This window comes from Streptococcus sp. 2100 (assembly GCF_013276335.1).
Classification (GTDB): Bacteria; Bacillota; Bacilli; order Lactobacillales; family Streptococcaceae; genus Streptococcus; species Streptococcus pseudopneumoniae.
In genome coordinates this window covers 1-21,466 of sequence record NZ_VMKV01000041.1, presented here as the reverse complement: position 1 = coordinate 21,466, position 21,466 = coordinate 1, and the positions used below count along the sequence as shown (strand labels likewise).

At 41.3% G+C, this 21,466-nt stretch carries 18 protein-coding genes, 4 pseudogenes and 1 other annotated feature; of the genes and pseudogenes, 18 read left to right on the top strand and 4 right to left on the bottom strand.

Translation table 11 applies throughout. The annotated features are described in order from the left end of the window. From thrB to rplL, 7 genes are all read left to right on the top strand, one after another. Positions 1–870: a homoserine kinase gene (gene thrB / locus HT669_RS06625; protein ID WP_050207664.1), complete on the top strand. Its 870-nt coding sequence runs from the start codon at positions 1–3 to the stop codon at positions 868–870. A 241-nt stretch (positions 871–1,111) separates the two neighbouring features. Further along, on the top strand, positions 1,112–2,050 hold the full coding sequence (msrB, locus tag HT669_RS06620) for a peptide-methionine (R)-S-oxide reductase MsrB (protein ID WP_000818203.1): 939 nt from the start codon (positions 1,112–1,114) through the stop codon (positions 2,048–2,050). A 57-nt stretch (positions 2,051–2,107) separates the two neighbouring features. Beyond that, on the top strand, positions 2,108–3,832 hold the full coding sequence (locus tag HT669_RS06615) for an ABC transporter ATP-binding protein (RefSeq protein ID WP_023936095.1): 1,725 nt from the start codon (positions 2,108–2,110) through the stop codon (positions 3,830–3,832). Position 3,833: 1 nt separating this feature from the next. Continuing rightward, complete coding sequence (locus HT669_RS06610; RefSeq protein WP_172933663.1) at positions 3,834–5,582, top strand: ABC transporter ATP-binding protein; 1,749 nt, start codon at positions 3,834–3,836, stop codon at positions 5,580–5,582. A 217-nt stretch (positions 5,583–5,799) separates the two neighbouring features. After that, complete coding sequence (locus tag HT669_RS06605) at positions 5,800–7,059, top strand: TRZ/ATZ family protein (RefSeq protein WP_000862496.1); 1,260 nt, start codon at positions 5,800–5,802, stop codon at positions 7,057–7,059. Between the two features lie 75 nt (positions 7,060–7,134). Beyond that, positions 7,135–7,270, top strand: a sequence feature (ribosomal protein L10 leader region). Between the two features lie 38 nt (positions 7,271–7,308). Continuing rightward, positions 7,309–7,809, top strand: a complete 501-nt coding sequence (gene rplJ, locus HT669_RS06600) for a 50S ribosomal protein L10 (RefSeq protein ID WP_001287278.1) — start codon at positions 7,309–7,311, stop codon at positions 7,807–7,809. Between the two features lie 72 nt (positions 7,810–7,881). Next, on the top strand, positions 7,882–8,250 hold the full coding sequence (gene rplL / locus HT669_RS06595; RefSeq protein WP_001196965.1) for a 50S ribosomal protein L7/L12: 369 nt from the start codon (positions 7,882–7,884) through the stop codon (positions 8,248–8,250). 363 nt (positions 8,251–8,613) lie between these two features. On the opposite strand, the gene gdhA is transcribed toward rplL, so the two are convergent. Continuing rightward, positions 8,614–9,960, bottom strand: coding sequence for an NADP-specific glutamate dehydrogenase (gene gdhA / locus HT669_RS06590; RefSeq protein WP_000199528.1), 1,347 nt, complete (start codon positions 9,958–9,960; stop codon positions 8,614–8,616). A gap of 203 nt (positions 9,961–10,163) precedes the next feature. Between gdhA and HT669_RS11190 the strand changes: the two are divergent. Both HT669_RS11190 and HT669_RS06585 read left to right on the top strand, forming a co-directional pair. Continuing rightward, positions 10,164–10,344: pseudogene (locus tag HT669_RS11190) on the top strand (hypothetical protein); the annotation flags it as partial. A gap of 56 nt (positions 10,345–10,400) precedes the next feature. Continuing rightward, a pseudogene (locus HT669_RS06585) lies at positions 10,401–10,935 on the top strand (transposase); the annotation flags it as partial. Between the two features lie 111 nt (positions 10,936–11,046). Here the strand turns inward: HT669_RS06585 and HT669_RS11540 are convergent. Together HT669_RS11540 and HT669_RS06570 are read right to left on the bottom strand one after the other, a co-directional pair. Beyond that, a pseudogene (locus HT669_RS11540) lies at positions 11,047–11,710 on the bottom strand (choline-binding protein C); the annotation flags it as partial. Then, positions 11,709–12,518, bottom strand: coding sequence for an HAD family hydrolase (locus tag HT669_RS06570; RefSeq protein ID WP_000593560.1), 810 nt, complete (start codon positions 12,516–12,518; stop codon positions 11,709–11,711). The gene HT669_RS06570 and the pseudogene HT669_RS11540, both read right to left, overlap by 2 nt. A 271-nt stretch (positions 12,519–12,789) precedes the next feature. On the opposite strand from HT669_RS06570, the gene HT669_RS06565 reads away from it, so the two are divergent. Beyond that, entirely contained in the window at positions 12,790–13,011 is a 222-nt protein-coding gene (locus tag HT669_RS06565; protein ID WP_000602445.1) for an SP_0924 family bacteriocin-like peptide, read from the top strand. Positions 13,012–13,052: 41 nt separating this feature from the next. Continuing rightward, positions 13,053–13,724: a CPBP family intramembrane glutamic endopeptidase gene (locus HT669_RS06560; RefSeq protein ID WP_000746011.1), complete on the top strand. Its 672-nt coding sequence runs from the start codon at positions 13,053–13,055 to the stop codon at positions 13,722–13,724. A 51-nt stretch (positions 13,725–13,775) separates the two neighbouring features. On the opposite strand, the pseudogene HT669_RS06555 reads toward HT669_RS06560, so the two are convergent. Then, a pseudogene (locus HT669_RS06555) lies at positions 13,776–13,981 on the bottom strand (AraC family transcriptional regulator). On the opposite strand from HT669_RS06555, the gene HT669_RS06550 reads away from it, so the two are divergent. The 7 genes from HT669_RS06550 (at position 13,974) to proC (ending at position 21,386) form a co-directional block, all read left to right on the top strand. Further along, a complete protein-coding gene (locus tag HT669_RS06550; protein WP_001025687.1) occupies positions 13,974–14,882 on the top strand; it encodes a LysR family transcriptional regulator in 909 nt (302 codons plus the stop codon). The pseudogene HT669_RS06555 and the gene HT669_RS06550 overlap by 8 nt on opposite strands. Continuing rightward, positions 14,879–15,340 (top strand): signal peptidase II, encoded by a 462-nt coding sequence (gene lspA / locus HT669_RS06545; RefSeq protein ID WP_000745672.1) that lies wholly within the window; start codon positions 14,879–14,881, stop codon positions 15,338–15,340. Before HT669_RS06550 ends, lspA begins: the two co-directional genes overlap by 4 nt. After that, a complete protein-coding gene (locus tag HT669_RS06540; protein WP_166730969.1) occupies positions 15,330–16,217 on the top strand; it encodes an RluA family pseudouridine synthase in 888 nt (295 codons plus the stop codon). The genes lspA and HT669_RS06540 overlap by 11 nt, the downstream gene beginning before the upstream one ends. A 2-nt stretch (positions 16,218–16,219) precedes the next feature. Continuing rightward, positions 16,220–18,103 carry a phosphorylcholine esterase CbpE gene (cbpE, locus tag HT669_RS06535; RefSeq protein WP_000728244.1) on the top strand — a complete coding sequence of 628 codons (1,884 nt, stop codon included), beginning with the start codon at positions 16,220–16,222 and terminating at the stop codon, positions 18,101–18,103. 100 nt (positions 18,104–18,203) lie between these two features. Beyond that, positions 18,204–19,313 carry a glutamate 5-kinase gene (proB, locus tag HT669_RS06530; protein ID WP_000875755.1) on the top strand — a complete coding sequence of 370 codons (1,110 nt, stop codon included), beginning with the start codon at positions 18,204–18,206 and terminating at the stop codon, positions 19,311–19,313. A 9-nt stretch (positions 19,314–19,322) separates the two neighbouring features. Then, the gene (locus HT669_RS06525) at positions 19,323–20,585 is read left to right on the top strand and encodes a glutamate-5-semialdehyde dehydrogenase (protein ID WP_000254672.1); all 1,263 of its coding nucleotides are present in this window, start codon (positions 19,323–19,325) and stop codon (positions 20,583–20,585) included. 3 nt (positions 20,586–20,588) lie between these two features. Beyond that, positions 20,589–21,386 (top strand): pyrroline-5-carboxylate reductase, encoded by a 798-nt coding sequence (gene proC, locus HT669_RS06520; RefSeq protein WP_000689703.1) that lies wholly within the window; start codon positions 20,589–20,591, stop codon positions 21,384–21,386. The last annotated feature ends 80 nt before the right edge of the window (positions 21,387–21,466 follow it).

Genomic DNA, 21,466 nt, shown 5'->3' with positions numbered 1-21,466 from the left:
ATGAAGATTATTGTACCTGCAACCAGTGCCAATATCGGGCCAGGTTTTGACTCGGTCGGTGTAGCTGTAACCAAGTATCTTCAAATTGAGGTCTGCGAAGAAGGAGATGAGTGGTTGATTGAACACCAGATTGGCAAATGGATTCCACATGATGAGCGTAATCTCTTGCTCAAAATCGCTTTGCAAATTGTACCAGATTTGAAACCTAGACGCTTGAAAATGACCAGTGATGTTCCCTTGGCGCGTGGTTTGGGTTCTTCCAGCTCAGTTATTGTGGCTGGGATTGAACTAGCCAACCAATTGGGGCAACTCGACTTGTCTGATCATGAAAAATTGCAGTTAGCGACCAAGATTGAAGGACACCCTGATAATGTGGCTCCAGCCATTTATGGTAATCTCGTTATTGCAAGTTCTGTTGAAGGGCAAGTCTCTGCTATCGTAGCAGACTTTCCAGAGTGTGATTTTCTAGCTTACATTCCAAACTATGAATTACGTACTCGCGACAGCCGTAGTGTCTTGCCTAAAAAATTGTCTTATAAGGAAGCTGTTGCTGCAAGTTCTATCGCCAATGTAGCGGTTGCTGCCTTGTTGGCAGGAGACATGGTGACCGCTGGGCAAGCAATCGAGGGAGACCTCTTCCATGAGCGCTATCGTCAGGACTTGGTAAGAGAATTTGCGATGATTAAGCAAGTGACCAAAGAAAATGGGGCCTATGCAACCTACCTTTCTGGTGCTGGGCCGACAGTTATGGTTCTGGCTTCTCATGACAAGATGCCAAGGATTAAGGCAGAATTGGAAAAGCAACCTTTCAAAGGAAAACTGCATGACTTGAGAGTTGATACCCAAGGTGTCCGTGTAGAAGCAAAATAAAGAATAGAAGATAGGATGGGGAAACTCTTGACCAGAGGGTTTCATATCCTTTTTGTGAAAAGAAGTTTATACTCAATGAAAATCAAAGAGCAAACTAGGAAGCTAGCCGCAGGCTGCTNNTGTGGATAGAACTGACGAAGTTAGCTCAAAATACTGTTTTGAGGTTGCAGATGTGAGCTGACGTGGTTTGAAGAGATTTTCGAAGAGTATTAGTTAAAAACGTGATAAAGGAGAAATAAAGATGGCAGAAATTTATCTAGCAGGTGGTTGTTTTTGGGGCCTAGAGGAATATTTTTCACGCATTTCTGGAGTGCTAGAAACCAGTGTTGGCTACGCTAATGGTCAAGTCGAAACGACCAATTACCAGTTGATCAAGGAAACAGACCATGCAGAAACGGTCCAAGTGATTTACGATGAGAAGGAAGTGTCACTCAGAGAGATTTTACTTTATTATTTCCGAGTTATCGATCCTCTATCTATCAATCAACAAGGGAATGACCGTGGTCGCCAATATCGAACTGGGATTTATTATCAGGATGAAGCAGATTTGCCAGCTATCTACACAGTGGTACAGGAGCAGGAACGCATGCTGGGTCGAAAGATTGCAGTAGAAGTGGAGCAATTACGCCACTACATTCTGGCTGAAGACTACCACCAAGATTATCTCAGGAAGAATCCTTCAGGTTACTGTCATATCGATGTGACCGATGCTGATAAGCCATTGATTGATGCAGCAAACTATGAAAAGCCTAGTCAAGAGGTGTTGAAGGCCAGTCTATCTGAAGAGTCTTATCGTGTCACACAAGAAGCTGCTACAGAGGCTCCATTTACCAATGCCTATGACCAAACCTTTGAAGAGGGGATTTATGTAGATATTACGACGGGTGAGCCACTCTTTTTTGCCAAGGATAAGTTTGCTTCAGGTTGTGGTTGGCCAAGTTTTAGCCGTCCGATTTCCAAAGAGTTGATTCATTATTACAAGGATCTGAGCCATGGAATGGAGCGAATTGAAGTTCGTTCTCGTTCAGGCAGCGCTCACTTGGGTCATGTTTTCACAGATGGACCGCGGGAGTTAGGCGGCCTCCGTTACTGTATCAATTCTGCTTCTTTACGCTTTGTGGCCAAGGATGAGATGGAAAAAGCAGGATATGGCTATCTATTGCCTTACTTAAACAAATAAAACAGAGAGTGGGGCTTCCCACTTTCTTCATTTCTAGAATATGAATAGAAGGGATTTATGAAACACCTATTATCTTACTTCAAACCCTACATCAAGGAATCAATTTTAGCCCCCTTGTTCAAGCTGTTAGAAGCTGTTTTTGAGCTCTTGGTTCCCATGGTGATTGCTGGGATTGTTGACCAATCTTTACCTCAGGGAGATCAAGGTCATCTCTGGATGCAGATTGGCCTGCTCCTTATCTTTGCAGTAATTGGCGTTTTAGTGGCCTTGATAGCTCAATTTTACTCAGCAAAGGCAGCAGTAGGCTTTGCTAAGGAATTGACAAACGATCTTTATCGTCATATTCTTTCCTTGTCCAAGGACAGCAGAGACCGTCTGACAACTTCTAGTTTGGTCACTCGCTTGACTTCGGATACCTACCAGATTCAGACTGGTATCAATCAATTCCTGCGTCTCTTTTTGCGAGCGCCCATTATCGTTTTTGGTGCCATTTTTATGGCTTATCGAATCTCAGCTGAGTTGACTTTCTGGTTCTTAGTCATGGTTGCCATTTTGACCATTGTCATTGTAGGGTTATCTCGATTGGTCAATCCTCTCTACAGTAGTCTCAGAAAGAAAACGGACCAACTGGTTCAGGAAACGCGCCAGCAATTGCAAGGGATGCGGGTTATTCGTGCTTTTGGTCAAGAAAAACGAGAGTTACAGATTTTTCAAACCCTTAACCAAGTTTATGCTAGATTACAAGAAAAGACAGGTTTCTGGTCTAGTTTATTAACACCTCTGACCTATCTGATTGTCAATGGAACTCTTCTCGTTATTATCTGGCAAGGCTATATTTCAATTCAAGGAGGAGTGCTCAGTCAAGGTGCTCTCATTGCTCTTATCAATTACCTCTTACAGATTTTGGTGGAATTGGTCAAGCTAGCCATGCTGATCAATTCCCTCAACCAGTCCTACATCTCAGCTAAGCGAATCGAGGAAGTTTTTGCTGAGGCTCCAGAAGATATTCATTCAGAATTAGAACAAAAGCAAGCTAGCAGTGATCAGGTTTTACAAGTTCAAGAACTGACCTTTACCTATCCTGATGCGGCCCAGCCTTCTCTGAGAGACATTTCCTTTAATATGAAGCAAGGGCAAATCCTTGGTATCATCGGAGGAACTGGTTCTGGTAAATCAAGCTTGGTGCAAGTCTTACTTGGACTTTATCCAGCAGACAAGGGGAGTATAGACCTTTATCGAAATGGACGTAGTCCTCTTAATTTGGAGCAGTGGCGGTCTTGGATTGCCTATGTGCCCCAAAAAGTCGAACTCTTTAAGGGAACCATTCGTTCTAACTTGACTCTAGGTTTACATCAAGAAGTATCTGACCAGGAACTCTGGCAGGCCTTGGAGATTGCGCAAGCTAAGGATTTTGTTAGTGAAAAGGAAGGGCTCTTGGATGCCACTGTTGAGGCAGGAGGTCGAAATTTCTCAGGTGGACAAAAACAAAGGCTGTCTATTGCTCGCGCAGTCTTGCGCCAAGCTCCATTTCTCATCCTAGATGATGCGACCTCGGCCCTCGACACCATTACCGAGTCTAAGCTCTTGAAAGCTATCCGAGAAAATTTGCTAAATACGAGCTTAATCTTGATCTCTCAACGAACCTCGACTTTACAGATGGCTGACCAGATTCTCCTCTTAGAAAAAGGAGAGCTCCTAGCTATCGGCAAGCACGAGAACTTGATGAAATCTAGTCAAGTTTATCGCGAAATCAATGCATCCCAACATGGAAAGGAGGACTAGCATGAGACGACAAACTGCAAACCAGACGCTCACACGCTTGGCAAAAGATTTAGCAAGCAATCCCTTCCTCCTTTTCCTAGCCTTTCTAGGAACTATTACCCAGGTTGGCTTATCAATCTACCTACCTATCTTGATTGGGCAGGTCATCGACCAAGTCCTAGTGGCTGGTTCTTCACCAGTTTTTTGGCAGATTTTTCTCCAGATGATCTTGGTAGTTATAGGAAATACTCTGGTACAATGGGCCAATCCTCTTCTTTATAATCGCCTAATCTTCTCTTATACCAGAGACTTGCGAGAGCGAATCATCTATAAGCTCCATCGTTTACCGATTGCTTTTGTGGAGCGGCAAGGAAGTGGAGAGATGGTCAGTCGGGTAACCACGGACATCGAACAGTTAGCAGCTGGCTTGACCATGATTTTTAACCAATTTTTCATTGGTGTCTTGATGATTTTGGTTAGCATTCTAGCCATGCTGCAAATTCACCTCCTCATGACTCTCTTAGTCTTGCTGTTGACGCCACTTTCCATGGTGGTTTCACGCTTTATTGCCAAACGCTCCTATCATCTCTTCCAGAAGCAAACAGAGACAAGGGGAATTCAGACTCAGTTGATTGAAGAATCGCTTAGCCAGCAGACTATTATTCAATCTTTTAATGCTCAGGTAGAGTTTATCAAAAGACTGTGTGAGGCTAATGACAACTACGCAGGCTATTCGCAGTCGGCCATCTTTTATTCTTCAACGGTCAATCCTTCGACTCGCTTTGTCAATGCGCTCATTTATGCGATTCTAGCTGGAGTAGGAGCTTATCGTATCATGATGGGGTCAACCTTGACCATTGGGCGTTTAGTGACTTTTTTGAACTATGTCCAACAGTATACCAAGCCCTTTAACGATATTTCTTCAGTGCTAGCTGAGTTGCAAAGTGCTCTGGCTTGCGCAGAGCGCGTCTATGCTGTCTTAGAAAGTCCTGAGGTTGCTGAAACAGGCAAGGAAGTCTTGACCAGTGACCAAGTTAAGGGAGCTATTTCCTTTAAACATGTCTCTTTTGGTTACCATCCTGAAAAGATTTTGATTAAGGATTTATCTATTGATATTCCAGCTGGTAGCAAGGTAGCCATCGTTGGTCCGACAGGTACAGGAAAATCAACCCTTATCAATCTTCTTATGCGTTTCTATCCTATTAACTCAGGAGATATCTTGCTGGATGGGCAATCCATTTATGATTATACCCTAGTATCATTGAGACAGCAGTTTGGCATGGTGCTCCAAGAAACCTGGCTCAAGCAAGGAACCATTCATGACAATATTGCTTTTGGAAATCCTGAAGCCAGTCGGGAGCAGGTGATTGCTGCTGCCAAAGCAGCCAATGCAGATTTTTTCATCCAACAGTTGCCACAGGGATACGATACCAAGTTAGAAAATGCAGGAGAATCTCTCTCTGTCGGTCAGACCCAGCTCTTGACTATAGCGCGAGTCTTTTTGGCTATTCCAAAGATTCTTATCTTAGACGAGGCAACTTCCTCCATCGATACACGGACAGAAGTGCTAGTACAGGATGCCTTTGCAAAACTCATGAAGGGGCGCACAAGCTTTATCATCGCCCACCGTTTGTCAACCATTCAGGATGCGGATTTGATTCTTGTCTTGGTAGATGGCGACATCGTGGAGCATGGCAATCATCAGGATCTCATGGCTAGAAAGGGTAAGTATTACCAAATGCAGCAAGCAGCAGCTTTTAGCTCTGAATAAGCCATTCTCTTTTGAAAGTTTATGGACGAAAAAAGTTGCCTTCGGGTGACTTTTTTGTTACAATAGCTAGAAAAATTGTTCACTGTAATACTTAATGAAAATCAAAGAGCAAACTAGGAAGCTAGCCGCAGGTTNNGTCAGTAACCACACCTACGGCAAAGTGAATCTGAAGTAGTTTGAAGAGAGTATAACTTGTCTTTTAGAAAAGGAGCCTATAATGAAAGTCTTTCAGAATGTAAATATCGTGACTTGTGATCAAGATTTCCATGTTTATCTTGATGGAATCTTAGCAGTCAAGGATTCTCAAATCGTCTATGTCGGTCAAGATAAGCCAGCGTTTTTAGAGCAAGCTGAGCAGATTATAGACTATCAGGGAGCTTGGATTATGCCTGGGTTGGTCAATTGCCACACCCATTCTGCTATGACAGGTTTGAGAGGAATTCGGGATGATAGCAATCTCCATGAATGGCTCAATGACTATATCTGGCCAGCAGAAGCTGAGTTTACTCCCGACATGACTACTAAGGCGGTCAAAGAAGCTCTGACAGAGATACTCCAGTCAGGAACAACAACCTTTAATGATATGTATAATCCCAATGGTGTGAATATTGAGCAGATTTATCAGGCAGTGAAAGATTCCAAGATGCGTTGTTATTTTTCTCCGACTCTTTTTTCTTCAGAGACAGAAACAACTGCTGAGACTATAAGCAGAACTCGATCCATCATAGACGAAATCTTAAAATATAAAAATCCAAATTTCAAGGTTATGGTAGCACCTCATTCTCCCTATAGCTGCAGTAGAGACTTGCTGGAAGCGAGTTTGGAAATGGCAAAAGAGCTTGCTATTCCAATCCATATCCATGTGGCGGAGACCAAGGAAGAATCAGGCATTATCCTGAAACGATACGGCAAACGCCCCCTCGCCTTTCTAGAAGAACTGGGTTACTTAGATCATCCGTCTGTCTTTGCTCATGGGGTCGAATTAAACGAGCGAGAAATTGAACGCTTGGCAACTTCTCAAGTGGCTATTGCTCACAATCCTATCAGTAATCTCAAACTGGCATCAGGAATTGCTCCAATTATCCAGCTCCAAAAAGCAGGAGTAGCAGTCGGAATTGCGACTGACTCGGTCGCTTCCAATAACAATCTTGATATGTTTGAGGAGGGACGGACTGCAGCCCTTCTTCAGAAGATGAAAAGTGGAGATGCCAGCCAATTTCCTATCGAAACAGCTCTAAAGGCACTGACAATCGAAGGGGCTAAGGTTCTAGGAATGGAAAATCAGATAGGAAGTCTAGAAGTCGGCAAGCAGGCAGATTTTCTCGTTATTCAACCACAAGGCAAAATCCATCTCCAACCTCAAGAAAATATGCTCTCTCACCTAGTTTATGCTGTCAAATCCAGTGATGTTGATGATGTCTATATTGCTGGAGAACAGGTTGTTAAGCAAGGTCAAGTTCTGACAGTAGAACTTTAGAAGAAAAATCACGAAAAATTTTAAAAAAAGTTTGTAAAAATCTTGCATTCTTTTTTTGACTATGCTATACTTATATACGGTTTGAAAAAACTGCCTAAGACAGTAGGGGAGCTCGACTCATAAATATCCTACCGAGGACAAAACGTATCATGTAAAAAGAAGCGTATTGTACTTTCGTGTCTAGGTTTGGGCGCGTTTTTCTTTTGGAAAAATTCCCCAAGCAAAATAATTACGGAGGTGAACACACTAATGAGTGAAGCAATTATTGCTAAAAAAGCGGAACTAGTTGACGTAGTAGCTGAAAAAATGAAAGCTGCTGCATCTATCGTCGTTGTAGACGCTCGTGGTTTGACAGTTGAGCAAGATACAGTTCTTCGTCGTGAGCTTCGTGGAAGCGAAGTTGAGTATAAAGTCATTAAAAACTCAATCTTGCGTCGTGCAGCTGAAAAAGCTGGTCTTGAAGATCTTGCATCAGTATTCGTTGGACCATCTGCAGTAGCATTTTCTAACGAAGATGTTATTGCACCAGCGAAAATCTTGAACGACTTTTCTAAAAACGCTGAAGCACTTGAAATCAAAGGTGGTGCAATCGAAGGCGCTGTCGCATCTAAAGAAGAGATTCTTGCACTTGCAACTCTTCCAAACCGCGAAGGACTTCTTTCTATGCTCCTTTCTGTACTTCAAGCGCCAGTGCGCAACGTTGCTCTTGCAGTCAAAGCGGTTGCAGAAAGCAAAGAAGACGCAGCTTAATCTTAAGCTACGTAGCGTAGCCTAGCTACGAAAATCTATTATAAATTTAAAACATATTTGGAGGAAATAACAATGGCATTGAACATTGAAAACATTATTGCTGAAATTAAAGAAGCTTCAATCCTTGAATTGAACGACCTTGTAAAAGCTATCGAAGAAGAATTTGGTGTAACTGCAGCTGCTCCTGTAGCTGTTGCTGCAGCTGGTGCTGCTGACGCTGGTGCTGCTAAAGATTCATTCGACGTTGAATTGACATCTGCAGGCGACAAAAAAGTTGGCGTTATCAAAGTTGTACGTGAAATCACAGGTCTTGGTCTTAAAGAAGCTAAAGAACTTGTTGACGGTGCACCAGCACTTGTTAAAGAAGGCGTTGCAACTGCAGAAGCTGAAGAAATCAAAGCTAAATTGGAAGAAGCTGGAGCTTCAGTTACTCTTAAATAATAGAGCGACTACATTAGTAGCTTAAAAACATGATTAAATCGCTATTCTTAGGAGTAGTGGTTTTTCTTTTTGTTTAAGAAGTTGGCGAGTAAGTAATACTCAATGAAAANNGACGAAGTCAGTAACATATCTACGGTAAGGCGACGCTGACGTGGTTTGAAGAGATTTTCGAAAAGTATAAAATAGATTGAATTTAGAATAGTCCACTGAGTTTTATAAAACATTGTTAGAAATTGGTTTGAATTCCGCAATCAATTTGTTCGGTTTTTATTTCATTTAATTTAATTAAATTAGAATTTCCCAACCGTTTAACTCAAGATAAAAATCCCCAATCGAAGCGATTGAGGATTAAGCAAATGAATCTTAAACAATACCTTGGGCAATCATAGCGTTTGCTACATTTTCAAATGCAGCAATGTTTGCTCCTGCAAGATAGTCTTTATCAAGACCATATGTTTCTGAAGTTGTTTTAGCTGTGTTGAAGATGTTTGTCATGATGTCTTTGAGACGTCCATCAACTTCCTCACGAGTCCATGAGAGGCGAAGACTGTTTTGGCTCATTTCAAGGGCTGAAACGGCTACACCACCAGCGTTGGCAGCTTTGGCAGGTCCGTAGAAGATACCATTTTCTTTGTAGATTTTGATGGCATCAAGGTCGCTCGGCATGTTGGCACCTTCAGATACACAGATAACGCCTTGAGCAACCAAACGTTTAGCTGCTTCACCGTTGATTTCGTTTTGAGTAGCACATGGAAGCGCAATATCATAGTTTCCAGCGTAAGTCCATACAGAACCTTCGTGATATGTTGCAGTTGCTTTCTCAGCTGCATACTCAGTCAAACGAGCACGACGTTTCTCTTTAACATCAACCAAAAGATCGAAGTCGATACCATTTTCATCGATGACATAACCGTTTGAGTCAGATACAGAGATGACAGTAGCGCCAAGTTCAGTCGCTTTTTGAAGAGCGTATTGAGCAACGTTCCCAGAACCTGAAATAACCACTTTCTTACCAGCAAAGCTATTACCGTTAGCTTTCAGCATTTCTTCAGTATAGTAAACCAAACCGTAACCAGTTGCTTCTGGACGAATCAAGCTACCACCAAATTCAAGAGGCTTACCAGTCAAGACACCAGCATCAAATTGGTTAAGACGCTTGTATTGACCATAAAGGTAACCAATTTCACGTCCACCTACGCCGATATCACCAGCAGGTACGTCAAGTGATGGTCCGATGTGTTTTTGCAACTCAGTCATGAAGCTTTGGCAGAAGCGCATCACTTCAGCATCTGTTTTACCTTTAGGATCGAAGTCTGATCCACCTTTACCTCCACCGATTGGAAGTCCAGTCAAGACGTTTTTGAAGATTTGTTCAAATCCGAGGAATTTCAAAATCCCTTGGTTTACAGTTGGGTGGAAACGAAGTCCTCCTTTGTATGGTCCAACAGCTGAGTTGAATTGAACACGGTAACCACGGTTTACTTGAATTTTTCCATCACGGTCAACCCAAGGAACACGGAAAGAAATTACGCGCTCAGGCTCAGTAATACGTGCCAAGATATTTTCTTCGATATACTCAGGGTGTTTTTCAAATACAGGTTCCAAAGTGTTGAAAAATTCTTCAACAGCTTGGAGGAATTCAGCCTCGTGCCCATTACGAGCTTTTACAGTTTCAAACACGCTTTGGATATATTCTTTAGCAGATGTCATATCGTTCTCCTTTTGTTGTCATATTTTATTACATGAGCTATTATAGCAGAATTTTTTTAAACTGTAAAGAGAAAAACAAAAATTTTCTAAAAATTCTTTCAATTTAGTTTTAAGACTTTTTGAAAATAGACAAAAAACGAACCTTTTTCTTGTAAATATCTTTCTCAAAGAGAAAATCTGAAAATATGCTATAAGAAAAGAAAATGTTTAGCAATTCAGAAATCACTTGTTAATTTATCCATGATATGTTAGATTTGCCAGCAAAACTATGACCATTTTGGAGGAAAGAAATATTTACATCTCCTTATTCAGGGCAGGATTTTCTATACAAGTATAGATGTCTTGCTGGAGTTGGATCATGGAACCCAAGCGGTTATTGAGATTTAGAACTATCATCAGAATTTTTTCATTAGACTTGTTCGGTAACCATAAAGTACTATACTATCTATGAACAAGACCCAGAAAAAGTAGCCTTATTTCTTAAGAATTTTAATAGTTTAAAGCACTTAGCACCTGTTTATATTGATGAAACAGGATTCGATACTTACTTTTATCGAGAATATGGTCGCTCATCAAAGGGTCAGTTAATAGGAGGTAAAGTCTCTGGAAGAAGATATCAGGGGATTTCTTTGGTTGCAGGTCTAACAAATGGTGACTTAATCGCTCCAATGACCTACGAAGAGACGATGACGAGCGACTTTTTTGAAGCATGGTTTCAGAAATTTCTCTTACCAACATTAACCACACCCTCAGTTATTATTATGGATAATGCAAGATTCCAATAGAATAGCTAGGATAGAATTCTTGTGTGAAGAGTTTGGGCATAAACTTTTACCCCTTCCTCCCTACTCACCTGAGTACAATCCTATTGAGAAGACATGTGCTCATATCAAAAAGCACCTCAAAAAGGTATTACCAAGTTGCAATACCTTTTACGAGGCTCTTTTGTCCCACTCTTGTTTCAGTTTGTTATAAACACCTAAGATAAGAGCTATACTAGGTAAATAAAAATCTCTATACTATTTGAAAGTGAAGACTACTCACTGTGAGATAGTATAGAGTATTTTTGTTGTAGTTAAACCATCCTACCCATTCCCCATTGTAATTAACACGGTAACCGTCTGGTGTAGTCGTATTGATTGCTAGAGCACCAGAGCTATAAGCATAGTACCATTTGCCAGATACCTTCATCCAGCCTGTTTTCATAGCACCTGAACCGTCGAGATAGTACCAAGTCTCACCGTCTTTCAACCAACCTGCTTGCATCCAGACTGAACTATCGAAGCGATACCAGATATTATCTAATTTTGCCCACTGATTGTAAGGGTAAGATCCCATCAAGTTGCATAAACTACCAACGCGAGCCAGCTTGTCGCCAAAAACCCATACTTTTACCTACTTCTTGCATTTGGTTAAAGAAATTGTAGGAATTATTCGTTGTACTCTTATTTTCATTTTTGATTTTATGAGTTCCGATAGCCTTCAAATTTTTGTCAAAAAGATTCGCCTTAGTCGCAAATGTTTGAATCTGAGAAGAGTAGGCTTCTATGTATTGAATGGCTTTTCCATAACCACCAGCTAATTCTTCAGAGCCACCAGATGATGTTCCGAAACTTTGTGCAACGGTAATCCATCCATTTTGAGTAACAGGGTTTTCAAAGGCTGCCAAACCCATATAGGTCAATTCTGGATTGATTAAGGATTCGTAGTGTCCAGTTTGATCAGAGACATTTGCTCCGCTACGAGATTTATAGAATATATTTCTCAATGGTACGCGCAACACCGTCTTCTTCGTTGCTTGCTGTAACGGCATCCGCAAGAGATTTGACATAATCGCTTGCATTTCCCATTGCAATGCCCATCCCTGCAAACTGGAGCATTTCGATATCGTTATTAGCATCGCCCATGGCCATAATCTCTGAGGAATCAATCTTCAAAATCTCTGCTAATCGTGAAAGAGCGGTAGCCTTGGTCGTTCCAAGTGGCATAGCTTCATAAATGACAGGCTGCGAACGAACTCCACTGAATCGTTGGCAGAGTTCCTCAGCAAAACGCTGCTCAAAATCGTCTGTTTGTTCTTCGTTGCCCAAAAACATGCCTTGGAACATACGATATTTACCACTAGTCGCTTCCTCAAGGGAAATTTCAGTCAAGTCTGAAAAGACTAGGTCGGCATCATTCTGGATGACTTGATTAGGCTTGCCACCGAGGACGAAATAATGTTTCTCATCAAAAAGAGTCAACTGAACATCACTTTTTTCAGCTAGATCATAGAGGTATTCGATGTCTGCTGGACTAAGTTCTTGCCAGTCAACTAGTCCCCAGTCACTTGTCTGGTGAGTTGAGCAACCATTGTTAACAATCACATACTCATTCTGGAGGCCAAGCCCCAGTTTTTTGTAGTAGGGGAGGACACCGAAAAGCGGGCGACCCGTACAAAGAACCAATTTGACACCTTTTTCAATAGCTTGGTGAATAGCAGTAATGTGAGCTTGTGGAATTTCCTTGGCTTCATCGAGGAGGGTTCCGTCCATATCCAAGGCTAGTAGTTTAATCATAGGTCTTCCTTCTTTATCTTTTGGTATTATTATAACATATTTTGGAGAAGATGACGGTCAAAGGGACAGGAGCTAATTGATTTTGCAGTTTAGGACGTTTTGATGACAATTCATGATTTGAAGAGGATATTTGGCCAAGATATGTTATACTAAACTTGTCAACGTTGCAACTAGACAAATTAAAAAACCAACTTAATATAATAGTTTTTTGTAAGTAGGTATGAGTATCAGATTACTCAACTAATCTAAACAATAACGGAGGAAATATATCATGATTTTAATGACAAAAAATATAAATCTAACAAATGAAGAATTAGAGCTGATACAAGGTGGAGCAGATCCCTATGGAAAAGAACCTAATGGTTATTTTCCTTGGCAAATAGAGCCGGTATTAACTATGCCGGTTCATGGATTTTGTCCCAGAGGAACCTATGATTTAGGATATATTGGAGGAGGCAATCATCTTTGCAAAGGAAGTCCTGCGAGATTTTAAGTAAAATTTATTAGGAATATGGAGAAAACAGAGGATTTAATATGAAAAAACGGATTATTCAGATTTTACTAGCATTATCCTTAATTTTTTACAAATCAACTTGGTTTTGGGGAATTTTCAATCACCTCGCAAAGCCCTATCTACCAGCAAGTCGTGAATTTTTTCAGATTCTGCTTTGGATGGAGAGTGGAGGTCTTTTATTAGCGGTCATCTATCTACTAGTTTTTGCAGGAAAGAAGACTTTTCATTTCAAATGGCAGCTGAGGCACTTTATCTACCTTTTACTGGGTTACATCATTTTGTATATGTCTGACGTCCTCTTGTCTTATTTCATACCCTCGTCTTCAAATCAAATTTCTTTGAATGAAACGATAGAAATGATAGGGAGACAGGAATTACCCTATTTCTTGCTCATGGCTTGCTTCATCGGCCCTATTGCTGAGGAATTGATTTATCGCGGTGTGCTTATGACAACCTTTTTCAAAAACTCGCCTTGGTACGGAGATGTCTTGCTTTCTGCTATTATTTTCGGTTATATTCATATCAATTTTGCTTTAACTCCTCTTGCTTTTTTCATTTATGCTAGTGGAGGTCTCATTTTAGCTCTACTGTATCGCATGACAAAAAATCTCTACTATCCAATACTAGTTCATATTCTCATCAATATCACTGCCTTCTGGAATGTATGGTTACTCCTATTTTCAGGAAGTTAGCTTACTAAAAAAATGTCGGAACTTTCCGGCATTTTCTTTTTTCACAAATAGTCAACGTTTTTCTTTTCGATATTGGAGTGGTGTGTATCCAGTTATTTTTTGAATTGATTTTGAAAATAAGGTTGGCTTGAGAAAGGCAGATAGTGAAGATAGTTAAGAAGGTTAAGAAGAATAGGATGTTCTTTTTTCCTTTTTGGAAAACTTCTAAAATATGGTATAATGAAAAGATAAAGAAGTTGGAGGTAGAAGATGAACATTCAACAATTACGCTATGTTGTGGCCATTGCCAATAGCGGTACTTTTCGTGAAGCTGCTGAAAAGATGTATGTTAGTCAGCCGAGTCTGTCTATTTCTGTTCGTGATTTGGAAAAAGAATTGGGTTTTAAGATTTTCCGTCGGACCAGCTCAGGGACTTTCTTGACTCGTCGTGGTATGGAATTCTATGAAAAAGCGCAAGAATTGGTTAAAGGATTTGATATTTTTCAAAATCAGTATGCCCATCCTGAGGAAGAAAAGGATGAATTTTCCATTGCCAGTCAGCACTATGACTTCTTGCCACCAACCATTACGGCCTTTTCAGAGCGCTATCCTGATTATAAGAACTTCCGTATTTTTGAATCAACTACTGTTCAAATTTTAGACGAAGTAGCGCAAGGTCACAGTGAGATTGGGATTATCTACCTCAATAATCAAAATAAAAAAGGGATTATGCAACGGGTTGAAAAGTTAGGCCTAGAGGTTATTGAACTAATTCCCTTCCATACCCATATTTATCTCCGTGAGGGGCATCCTTTAGCTCAGAAAGAGGAATTGGTCATGGAGGATTTAGCGGATCTACCAACGGTTCGTTTCACGCAAGAGAAAGACGAGTATCTTTATTATTCAGAGAACTTTGTTGATACCAGCGCGAGCTCGCAGATGTTTAATGTGACAGACCGTGCTACTTTGAATGGTATTTTGGAGCGGACGGACGCTTATGCGACAGGTTCTGGATTTTTAGATAGTGACAGTGTGAATGGCATCACAGTTATTCGTCTCAAGGATAACCTAGATAACCGCATGGTCTATGTTAAACGTGAAGAAGTGGAGCTGAGTCAAGCTGGAACTCTTTTCGTAGAAGTCATGCAAGAATATTTTAATCAGAAGAGGAAATCATGAAAAAAAGAGGAATAGTGGCAGTCATTGTACTGCTTTTGATTGCGCTGGATCAGTTAGTTAAATCCTATATCGTCCAACAGATTCCACTGGGTGAAGTGCGCTCCTGGATTCCCAATTTCGTTAGCTTGACCTACCTGCAAAATCGAGGGGCAGCCTTTTCTATCTTACAAGATCAGCAGTTGTTATTCGCTGTCATTACCCTGGTCGTCGTGGTAGGTGCCATTTGGTATCTACATAAGCACATGGAGGACTCATTCTGGATGGTCTTGGGTTTGACTCTGATAATCGCGGGTGGTCTTGGAAACTTTATTGACAGGGTCAGTCAGGGCTTTGTTGTGGATATGTTTCACCTTGACTTTATCAATTTTGCAATTTTCAATGTGGCAGATAGCTATCTGACTGTTGGAGTGATTATTTTATTGATTGCAATGCTAAAAGAGGAAATAAATGGAAATTAAAATTGAAACTGGTGGCCTGCGTTTAGATAAGGCTTTGTCAGATTTGACAGAATTATCACGTAGTCTCGCGAATGAACAAATCAAATCAGGCCAGGTCTTGGTCAATGGCCAAGTCAAGAAAGCTAAATACACTGTCCAAGAGAGCGATGTCGTCACTTACCATGTGCCAGAACCAGAGGTTTTAGAGTATGTGGCTGAGGATCTTCCGCTAGAAATCATCTACCAAGATGAGGATGTGGCTGTTGTCAACAAACCTCAGGGAATGGTTGTGCATCCGAGTGCTGGTCATACTAGTGGAACCCTAGTAAATGCCCTTATGTATCATATTAAGGACTTGTCGGGTATCAATGGGGTTCTGCGTCCAGGAATTGTTCATCGTATTGATAAGGATACGTCAGGTCTTCTTATGATTGCTAAAAATGATGAGGCGCATCTAGCACTTGCCCAAGAACTCAAGGATAAAAAGTCTCTCCGCAAATATTGGGCGATTGTTCATGGAAATTTGCCCAATGATCGCGGTGTGATTGAAGCACCGATTGGCCGGAGTGAAAAAGATCGTAAGAAACAGGCTGTGACTGCTAAAGGGAAACCTGCAGTAACTCGTTTCCACGTCTTGGAACGCTTTGGCGATTATAGCTTAGTGGAGTTGCAACTAGAGACAGGGCGTACCCATCAGATTCGTGTCCACATGGCTTATATCGGTCATCCAGTTGCTGGGGATGAAGTCTATGGTCCTCGTAAGACACTTAAGGGGCATGGACAATTTCTTCATGCCAAGACTCTAGGTTTTACTCATCCGAGAACAGGTGAGACCTTAGAATTTACAGCAGATATCCCAGCAATTTTTAAGGAAACATTGGAGAGATTGAGGAAGTAAGAATGAAAAAGAAATTAACTAGTTTAGCACTTGCAGGCGCTTTTTTAGGCTTGTCATGGTATGGAAATGTTCAAGCTCAAGAAAGTTCAGGAAATAAAATCCACTTTATAAATGTTCATGAAGGTGGCAGTGATGCGATTATTCTTGAAAGCAATGGACATTTTGCCATGGTGGATACAGGAGAAGATTATGATTTCCCAGATGGAAGTGATTCTCGTTATCCATGGAGACAGGGTATCAATACAACTTATAAGCATGTTCTAACAGACCGTGTCTTTCGTCGTTTGAAGGAATTGGGTGTCCAAAAACTTGATTTTATTTTGGTAACCCATACCCACAGTGACCATATTGGAAATGTTGATGAATTACTGTCTACCTATCCAGTTGACCGAGTCTATCTTAAGAAATATAGTGATAATCGTATTACTAAGCCTGAACGTCTTTGGGATAATCTGTATGGCTATGATAAGGTTTTAAAGACTGCTGCTGAAAAAGGTGTTTCAGTTATTCAAAATATCACACAAGGAGATGCTCATTTTCAGTTTGGAGACATGGATATTCAACTATATAATTATGAAAATGAAACAGATTCATCAGGTGAATTAAAGAAAATTTGGGATGATAATTCCAATTCCTTGATTAGCGTAGTAAAAGTCAATGGTAAGAAAATTTACCTTGGGGGCGACTTAGATAATGTGCATGGAGCGGAAGATAAGTATGGACCTCTCATTGGAAAAGTTGATTTGATGAAGTTTAATCATCACCATGATACCAACAAATCAAATACCAAGGATTTTATTAAAAATTTGAGTCCGAGTTTGATTGTTCAAACTTCGGATAGTCTACCTTGGAAAAATGGTGTTGATAGTGAGTATGTTAATTGGCTCAAAGAACGAGGAATTGAGAGAATCAACGCAGCCAGCAAAGACTATGATGCAACAGTTTTTGATATTCGACAAGACGGTTTAGTAAACATTTCAACTTCCTACAAGCCTATTCCAAGTTTTCAAGCTGGTTGGCATAAGAGTTCATATGGAAACTGGTGGTATCAAGCGCCTGATTCTACAGGAGAATATGCTGTCGGTTGGAATGAAATTAAGGGTGAATGGTATTACTTTAACCAAACGGGTATCTTATTACAGAATCAATGGAAAAAATGGAACAATCGTTGGTTCTATTTGACAAACTCTGGTGTTGCTGCTAAAAATTGGAAGAAAATCGCTGGAATCTGGTATTATTTTAACAAAGAAAACCAGATGGAAATTGGTTGGATTCAAGATAAAGAGCAGTGGTATTATTTGGATGTTGATGGCTCTATGAAGACAGGTTGGCTTCAATATAAGGGGCAATGGTATTACTTTGCTCCATCAGGGGAAATGAAAACGGGCTGGGTAAAAGATAAAGAAGCCTGGTACTATATGGATTCTACTGGTATCATGAAGACAGGTGAGATAGAAGTTGCTGGACATCATTACTATCTAGAAGAATCAGGAGCTATGAAGCAAGGCTGGCTTAAAAAGGCAAATGATTGGTATTTCTACAAGACAGATGGTTCACGAGCTATAGGTTGGATTAAAGACAAGGATAAATGGTACTTCTTGAAAGAAAATGGTCAATTACTTGTGAATGGTAAGACACCAGAAGGCTATACTGTGGATTCAAGTGGTGCCTGGTTAGTGGATGTTCCGATCGAGAAATCTGCTACAATTAAAACTACAAGTCATTCAGAAATAAAAGAATCCAAAGAAGTAGTGAAAAAGGATCTTGAAAATAAAGAAACGAGTCAACATGAAAGTGTTACAAATTCTTCAACTAGTCAAGATTTGACATCCTCAACTTCACAAAGCTCTGAAACGAGTGTAAACAAATCGGAATCAGAACAGTAGTAGAAAAGAAGGTTTTAGGGCCTTCTTTTTCCTATCAACTCTTTTCTATTTCCTGTTATTCATGTTATAATGGATAAATATGAATAATCGGAGTGAGACTATGAAATACAAACGGATTGTCTTTAAGGTGGGTACTTCTTCTCTGACAAATGAGGATGGAAGTTTATCACGTAGTAAGGTAAAGGATATTACCCAGCAGTTGGCTATGCTGCACGAGGCTGGTCATGAGTTGATTTTGGTGTCTTCAGGTGCCATTGCGGCTGGTTTTGGAGCCTTAGGATTTAAAAAGCGTCCGACTAAAATTGCTGATAAACAGGCTTCAGCAGCGGTAGGACAAGGGCTTTTGTTGGAAGAATACACGACCAATCTTCTCTTGCGCCAAATCGTTTCTGCACAAATCTTGCTAACCCAGGATGACTTTGTAGATAAGCGTCGTTATAAAAATGCCCATCAGGCTTTGTCGGTTTTACTTAGCCGTGGGGCGATTCCTATCATCAATGAGAATGATAGTGTTGTTATTGATGAGCTCAAGGTTGGGGACAATGATACTCTGAGTGCACAGGTGGCGGCCATGGTCCAAGCAGACCTTTTGATCCTCTTGACAGACGTAGATGGTCTCTATACAGGAAATCCTAATTCAGATCCAAGAGCCAAACGTTTGGAGCAAATCGAGACTATCAATCGTGAGATTATCGATATGGCCGGTGGAGCTGGTTCGTCAAACGGAACTGGGGGCATGTTAACCAAAATCAAAGCTGCAACTATTGCGACAGAATCGGGTGTTCCTGTTTATATCTGCTCATCCTTGAAGTCAGATGCCATGATTGAAGCGGCTGAGGAGACCAAGGATGGTTCCTACTTTGTTGCGCAAGAGAAGGGGCTTCGTACCCAGAAACAATGGCTGGCCTTTTATGCTCAGAGTCAAGGTTCTATTTGGGTTGATAAAGGGGCTGCGGAAGCTCTCTCTCAACATGGAAAGAGTCTTCTCTTATCTGGTATCGTTGAAGCAGAAGGAGCCTTTTCTTACGGTGATATCGTGACAGTATTTGATAAGGAAAGTGGAAAATCACTTGGAAAAGGACGCGTGCAATTTGGAGCATCTGCTTTGGAGGATATGTTGCGTTCTCAAAAAGCCAAGGGTGTCTTGATTTACCGTGACGACTGGATTTCCATTACTCCTGAAATCCAACTACTTTTTACAGAATTTTAGAGGTAAACTATGGTGAGTAGACAAGAACAATTTGAACAGGTACAGGCTGTTAAAAAATCGATTAACACAGCTAGTGAAGAAGTGAAAAACCAAGCCTTGCTAGCCATGGCTGATCACTTAGTGGCTGCTACTGAGGAAATTTTAGCGGCTAATGCCCTCGATATGGCAGCGGCTAAGGGGAAAATCTCAGATGTGATGTTGGATCGTCTTTATTTGGATGCAGATCGTATAGAAGCGATGGCAAGAGGAATTCGTGAAGTGGTTGCCTTCCCAGATCCAATCGGTGAAGTTTTAGAAACAAGTCAGCTTGAAAATGGTTTGGTTATCACAAAAAAACGTGTAGCTATGGGTGTCATCGGTATTATCTATGAAAGCCGTCCAAATGTGACGTCTGATGCGGCTGCTTTGACTCTTAAGAGTGGAAATGCGGTTGTTCTTCGTAGTGGTAAGGATGCCTATCAAACAACCCATGCCATTGTCACAGCCTTGAAGAAGGGCTTGGAGACGACTACTATTCACCCAAATGTGATTCAACTGGTGGAAGATACTAGCCATGAAAGTAGTTATGCTATGATGAAGGCCAAGGGCTATCTAGACCTCCTCATTCCTCGTGGAGGAGCTGGCTTGATCAATGCAGTGGTTGAGAATGCGATTGTACCTGTTATCGAGACAGGGACTGGGATTGTCCATGTCTATGTGGATAAGGATGCAGACGAAGACAAGGCGCTGTCTATCATCAACAATGCTAAAACCAGTCGTCCCTCTGTTTGCAATGCCATGGAGGTTCTGCTGGTTCATGAAGACAAGGCAGCAAGCTTCCTTCCTCGCTTGGAGCAAGTTCTAGTTGCAGAGCGTAAAGAAGTTGGGTTGGAACCAATTCAATTCCGCTTGGATGAGAAAGCCAGTCAGTTTCTTTCAGGTCAAGCAGCTGAGGCACAAGACTTTGACACCGAGTTTTTAGACTATGTCTTAGCTGTTAAGGTTGTGAGCAGTTTAGAAGAAGCGGTTGCCCATATTGAAGCCCATAGTACCCATCATTCGGATGCCATTGTAACGGAAAATGCTGAAGCTGCAGCTTACTTTACAGATCAAGTGGACTCTGCAGCTGTCTATGTCAATGCCTCAACTCGTTTTACCGATGGTGGACAATTTGGTCTTGGATGTGAGATGGGAATTTCTACTCAGAAATTGCACGCGCGTGGTCCCATGGGCTTGAAAGAGTTGACTAGCTACAAGTATGTGGTTACTGGTGATGGACAGATAAGGGAGTAAGAGATGAAGATTGGATTTATCGGTTTGGGGAATATGGGTGCTAGCTTGGCAAAATCTGTCTTGCAGACTAGGACGTCAGATGAGATTCTCCTTGCCAATCGTAGTCAAGCTAAGGTAGATGCTTTCATTGCAGACTTTGGTGGTCAGGCTTCCAGCAATGAAGAAATGTTTGCAGAAGCAGATGTGATTTTTCTAGGAGTGAAGCCTGCTCAGTTCTCAGACTTGCTTTCTCAATACCAGACTATCCTTGAAAAACGAGAGAGTCTTCTTTTGATTTCGATGGCAGCTGGATTGACCTTGGGAAAACTCGCTAGTCTTCTTCCAAGTCAGCACAGAATTATTCGTATGATGCCCAATACCCCTGCTTCTATCGGACAAGGAGTGATTAGTTATGCCTTGTCTTCTAATTGCAGGGCTGAGGACAGTGAGCTCTTTTGTCAGCTTTTAGCCAAGGCTGGTCTTTTGGTTGAACTTGGAGAAAGCTTAATAGATGCAGCGACAGGTCTTGCAGGTTGTGGACCAGCCTTTGTCTATCTTTTTATCGAGGCCTTGGCAGATGCAGGTGTTCAGACTGGATTGCCACGAGAAACAGCATTGAAAATGGCAGCTCAAACTGTGGTAGGAGCTGGACAATTGGTCCTTGAAAGTCAGCAACATCCTGGAGTTTTGAAAGACCAAGTTTGCAGCCCAGGCGGTTCGACTATCGCTGGTGTAGCGAGCCTAGAAGCGCATGCTTTTCGAGGAACGGTCATGGATGCAGTTGGTCAAGCCTACAAACGAACACAAGAACTAGGTAAATAAGAGGTGGATTTGTCTGCCTCTTTTATGGTGGTTGATACTCTTCGAAAATCTCTTCAAACTGCGTCAGCTTCCATCTGCAA

What these genes read in the sequence shown, in the direction of transcription:
- thrB (WP_050207664.1), top strand. Translation starts at nt 1, where the DNA reads ATGAAGATTATTGTACCTGCAACCAGTGCCAATATCGGGCCAGGTTTT.
- msrB (WP_000818203.1), top strand. Translation starts at nt 1,112, where the DNA reads ATGGCAGAAATTTATCTAGCAGGTGGTTGTTTTTGGGGCCTAGAGGAA.
- HT669_RS06615 (WP_023936095.1), top strand. Translation starts at nt 2,108, where the DNA reads ATGAAACACCTATTATCTTACTTCAAACCCTACATCAAGGAATCAATT.
- HT669_RS06610 (WP_172933663.1), top strand. Translation starts at nt 3,834, where the DNA reads ATGAGACGACAAACTGCAAACCAGACGCTCACACGCTTGGCAAAAGAT.
- HT669_RS06605 (WP_000862496.1), top strand. Translation starts at nt 5,800, where the DNA reads ATGAAAGTCTTTCAGAATGTAAATATCGTGACTTGTGATCAAGATTTC.
- rplJ (WP_001287278.1), top strand. Translation starts at nt 7,309, where the DNA reads ATGAGTGAAGCAATTATTGCTAAAAAAGCGGAACTAGTTGACGTAGTA.
- rplL (WP_001196965.1), top strand. Translation starts at nt 7,882, where the DNA reads ATGGCATTGAACATTGAAAACATTATTGCTGAAATTAAAGAAGCTTCA.
- gdhA (WP_000199528.1), bottom strand. Translation starts at nt 9,960, where the DNA reads ATGACATCTGCTAAAGAATATATCCAAAGCGTGTTTGAAACTGTAAAA.
- HT669_RS06570 (WP_000593560.1), bottom strand. Translation starts at nt 12,518, where the DNA reads ATGATTAAACTACTAGCCTTGGATATGGACGGAACCCTCCTCGATGAA.
- HT669_RS06565 (WP_000602445.1), top strand. Translation starts at nt 12,790, where the DNA reads ATGATTTTAATGACAAAAAATATAAATCTAACAAATGAAGAATTAGAG.
- HT669_RS06560 (WP_000746011.1), top strand. Translation starts at nt 13,053, where the DNA reads ATGAAAAAACGGATTATTCAGATTTTACTAGCATTATCCTTAATTTTT.
- HT669_RS06550 (WP_001025687.1), top strand. Translation starts at nt 13,974, where the DNA reads ATGAACATTCAACAATTACGCTATGTTGTGGCCATTGCCAATAGCGGT.
- lspA (WP_000745672.1), top strand. Translation starts at nt 14,879, where the DNA reads ATGAAAAAAAGAGGAATAGTGGCAGTCATTGTACTGCTTTTGATTGCG.
- HT669_RS06540 (WP_166730969.1), top strand. Translation starts at nt 15,330, where the DNA reads ATGGAAATTAAAATTGAAACTGGTGGCCTGCGTTTAGATAAGGCTTTG.
- cbpE (WP_000728244.1), top strand. Translation starts at nt 16,220, where the DNA reads ATGAAAAAGAAATTAACTAGTTTAGCACTTGCAGGCGCTTTTTTAGGC.
- proB (WP_000875755.1), top strand. Translation starts at nt 18,204, where the DNA reads ATGAAATACAAACGGATTGTCTTTAAGGTGGGTACTTCTTCTCTGACA.
- HT669_RS06525 (WP_000254672.1), top strand. Translation starts at nt 19,323, where the DNA reads ATGGTGAGTAGACAAGAACAATTTGAACAGGTACAGGCTGTTAAAAAA.
- proC (WP_000689703.1), top strand. Translation starts at nt 20,589, where the DNA reads ATGAAGATTGGATTTATCGGTTTGGGGAATATGGGTGCTAGCTTGGCA.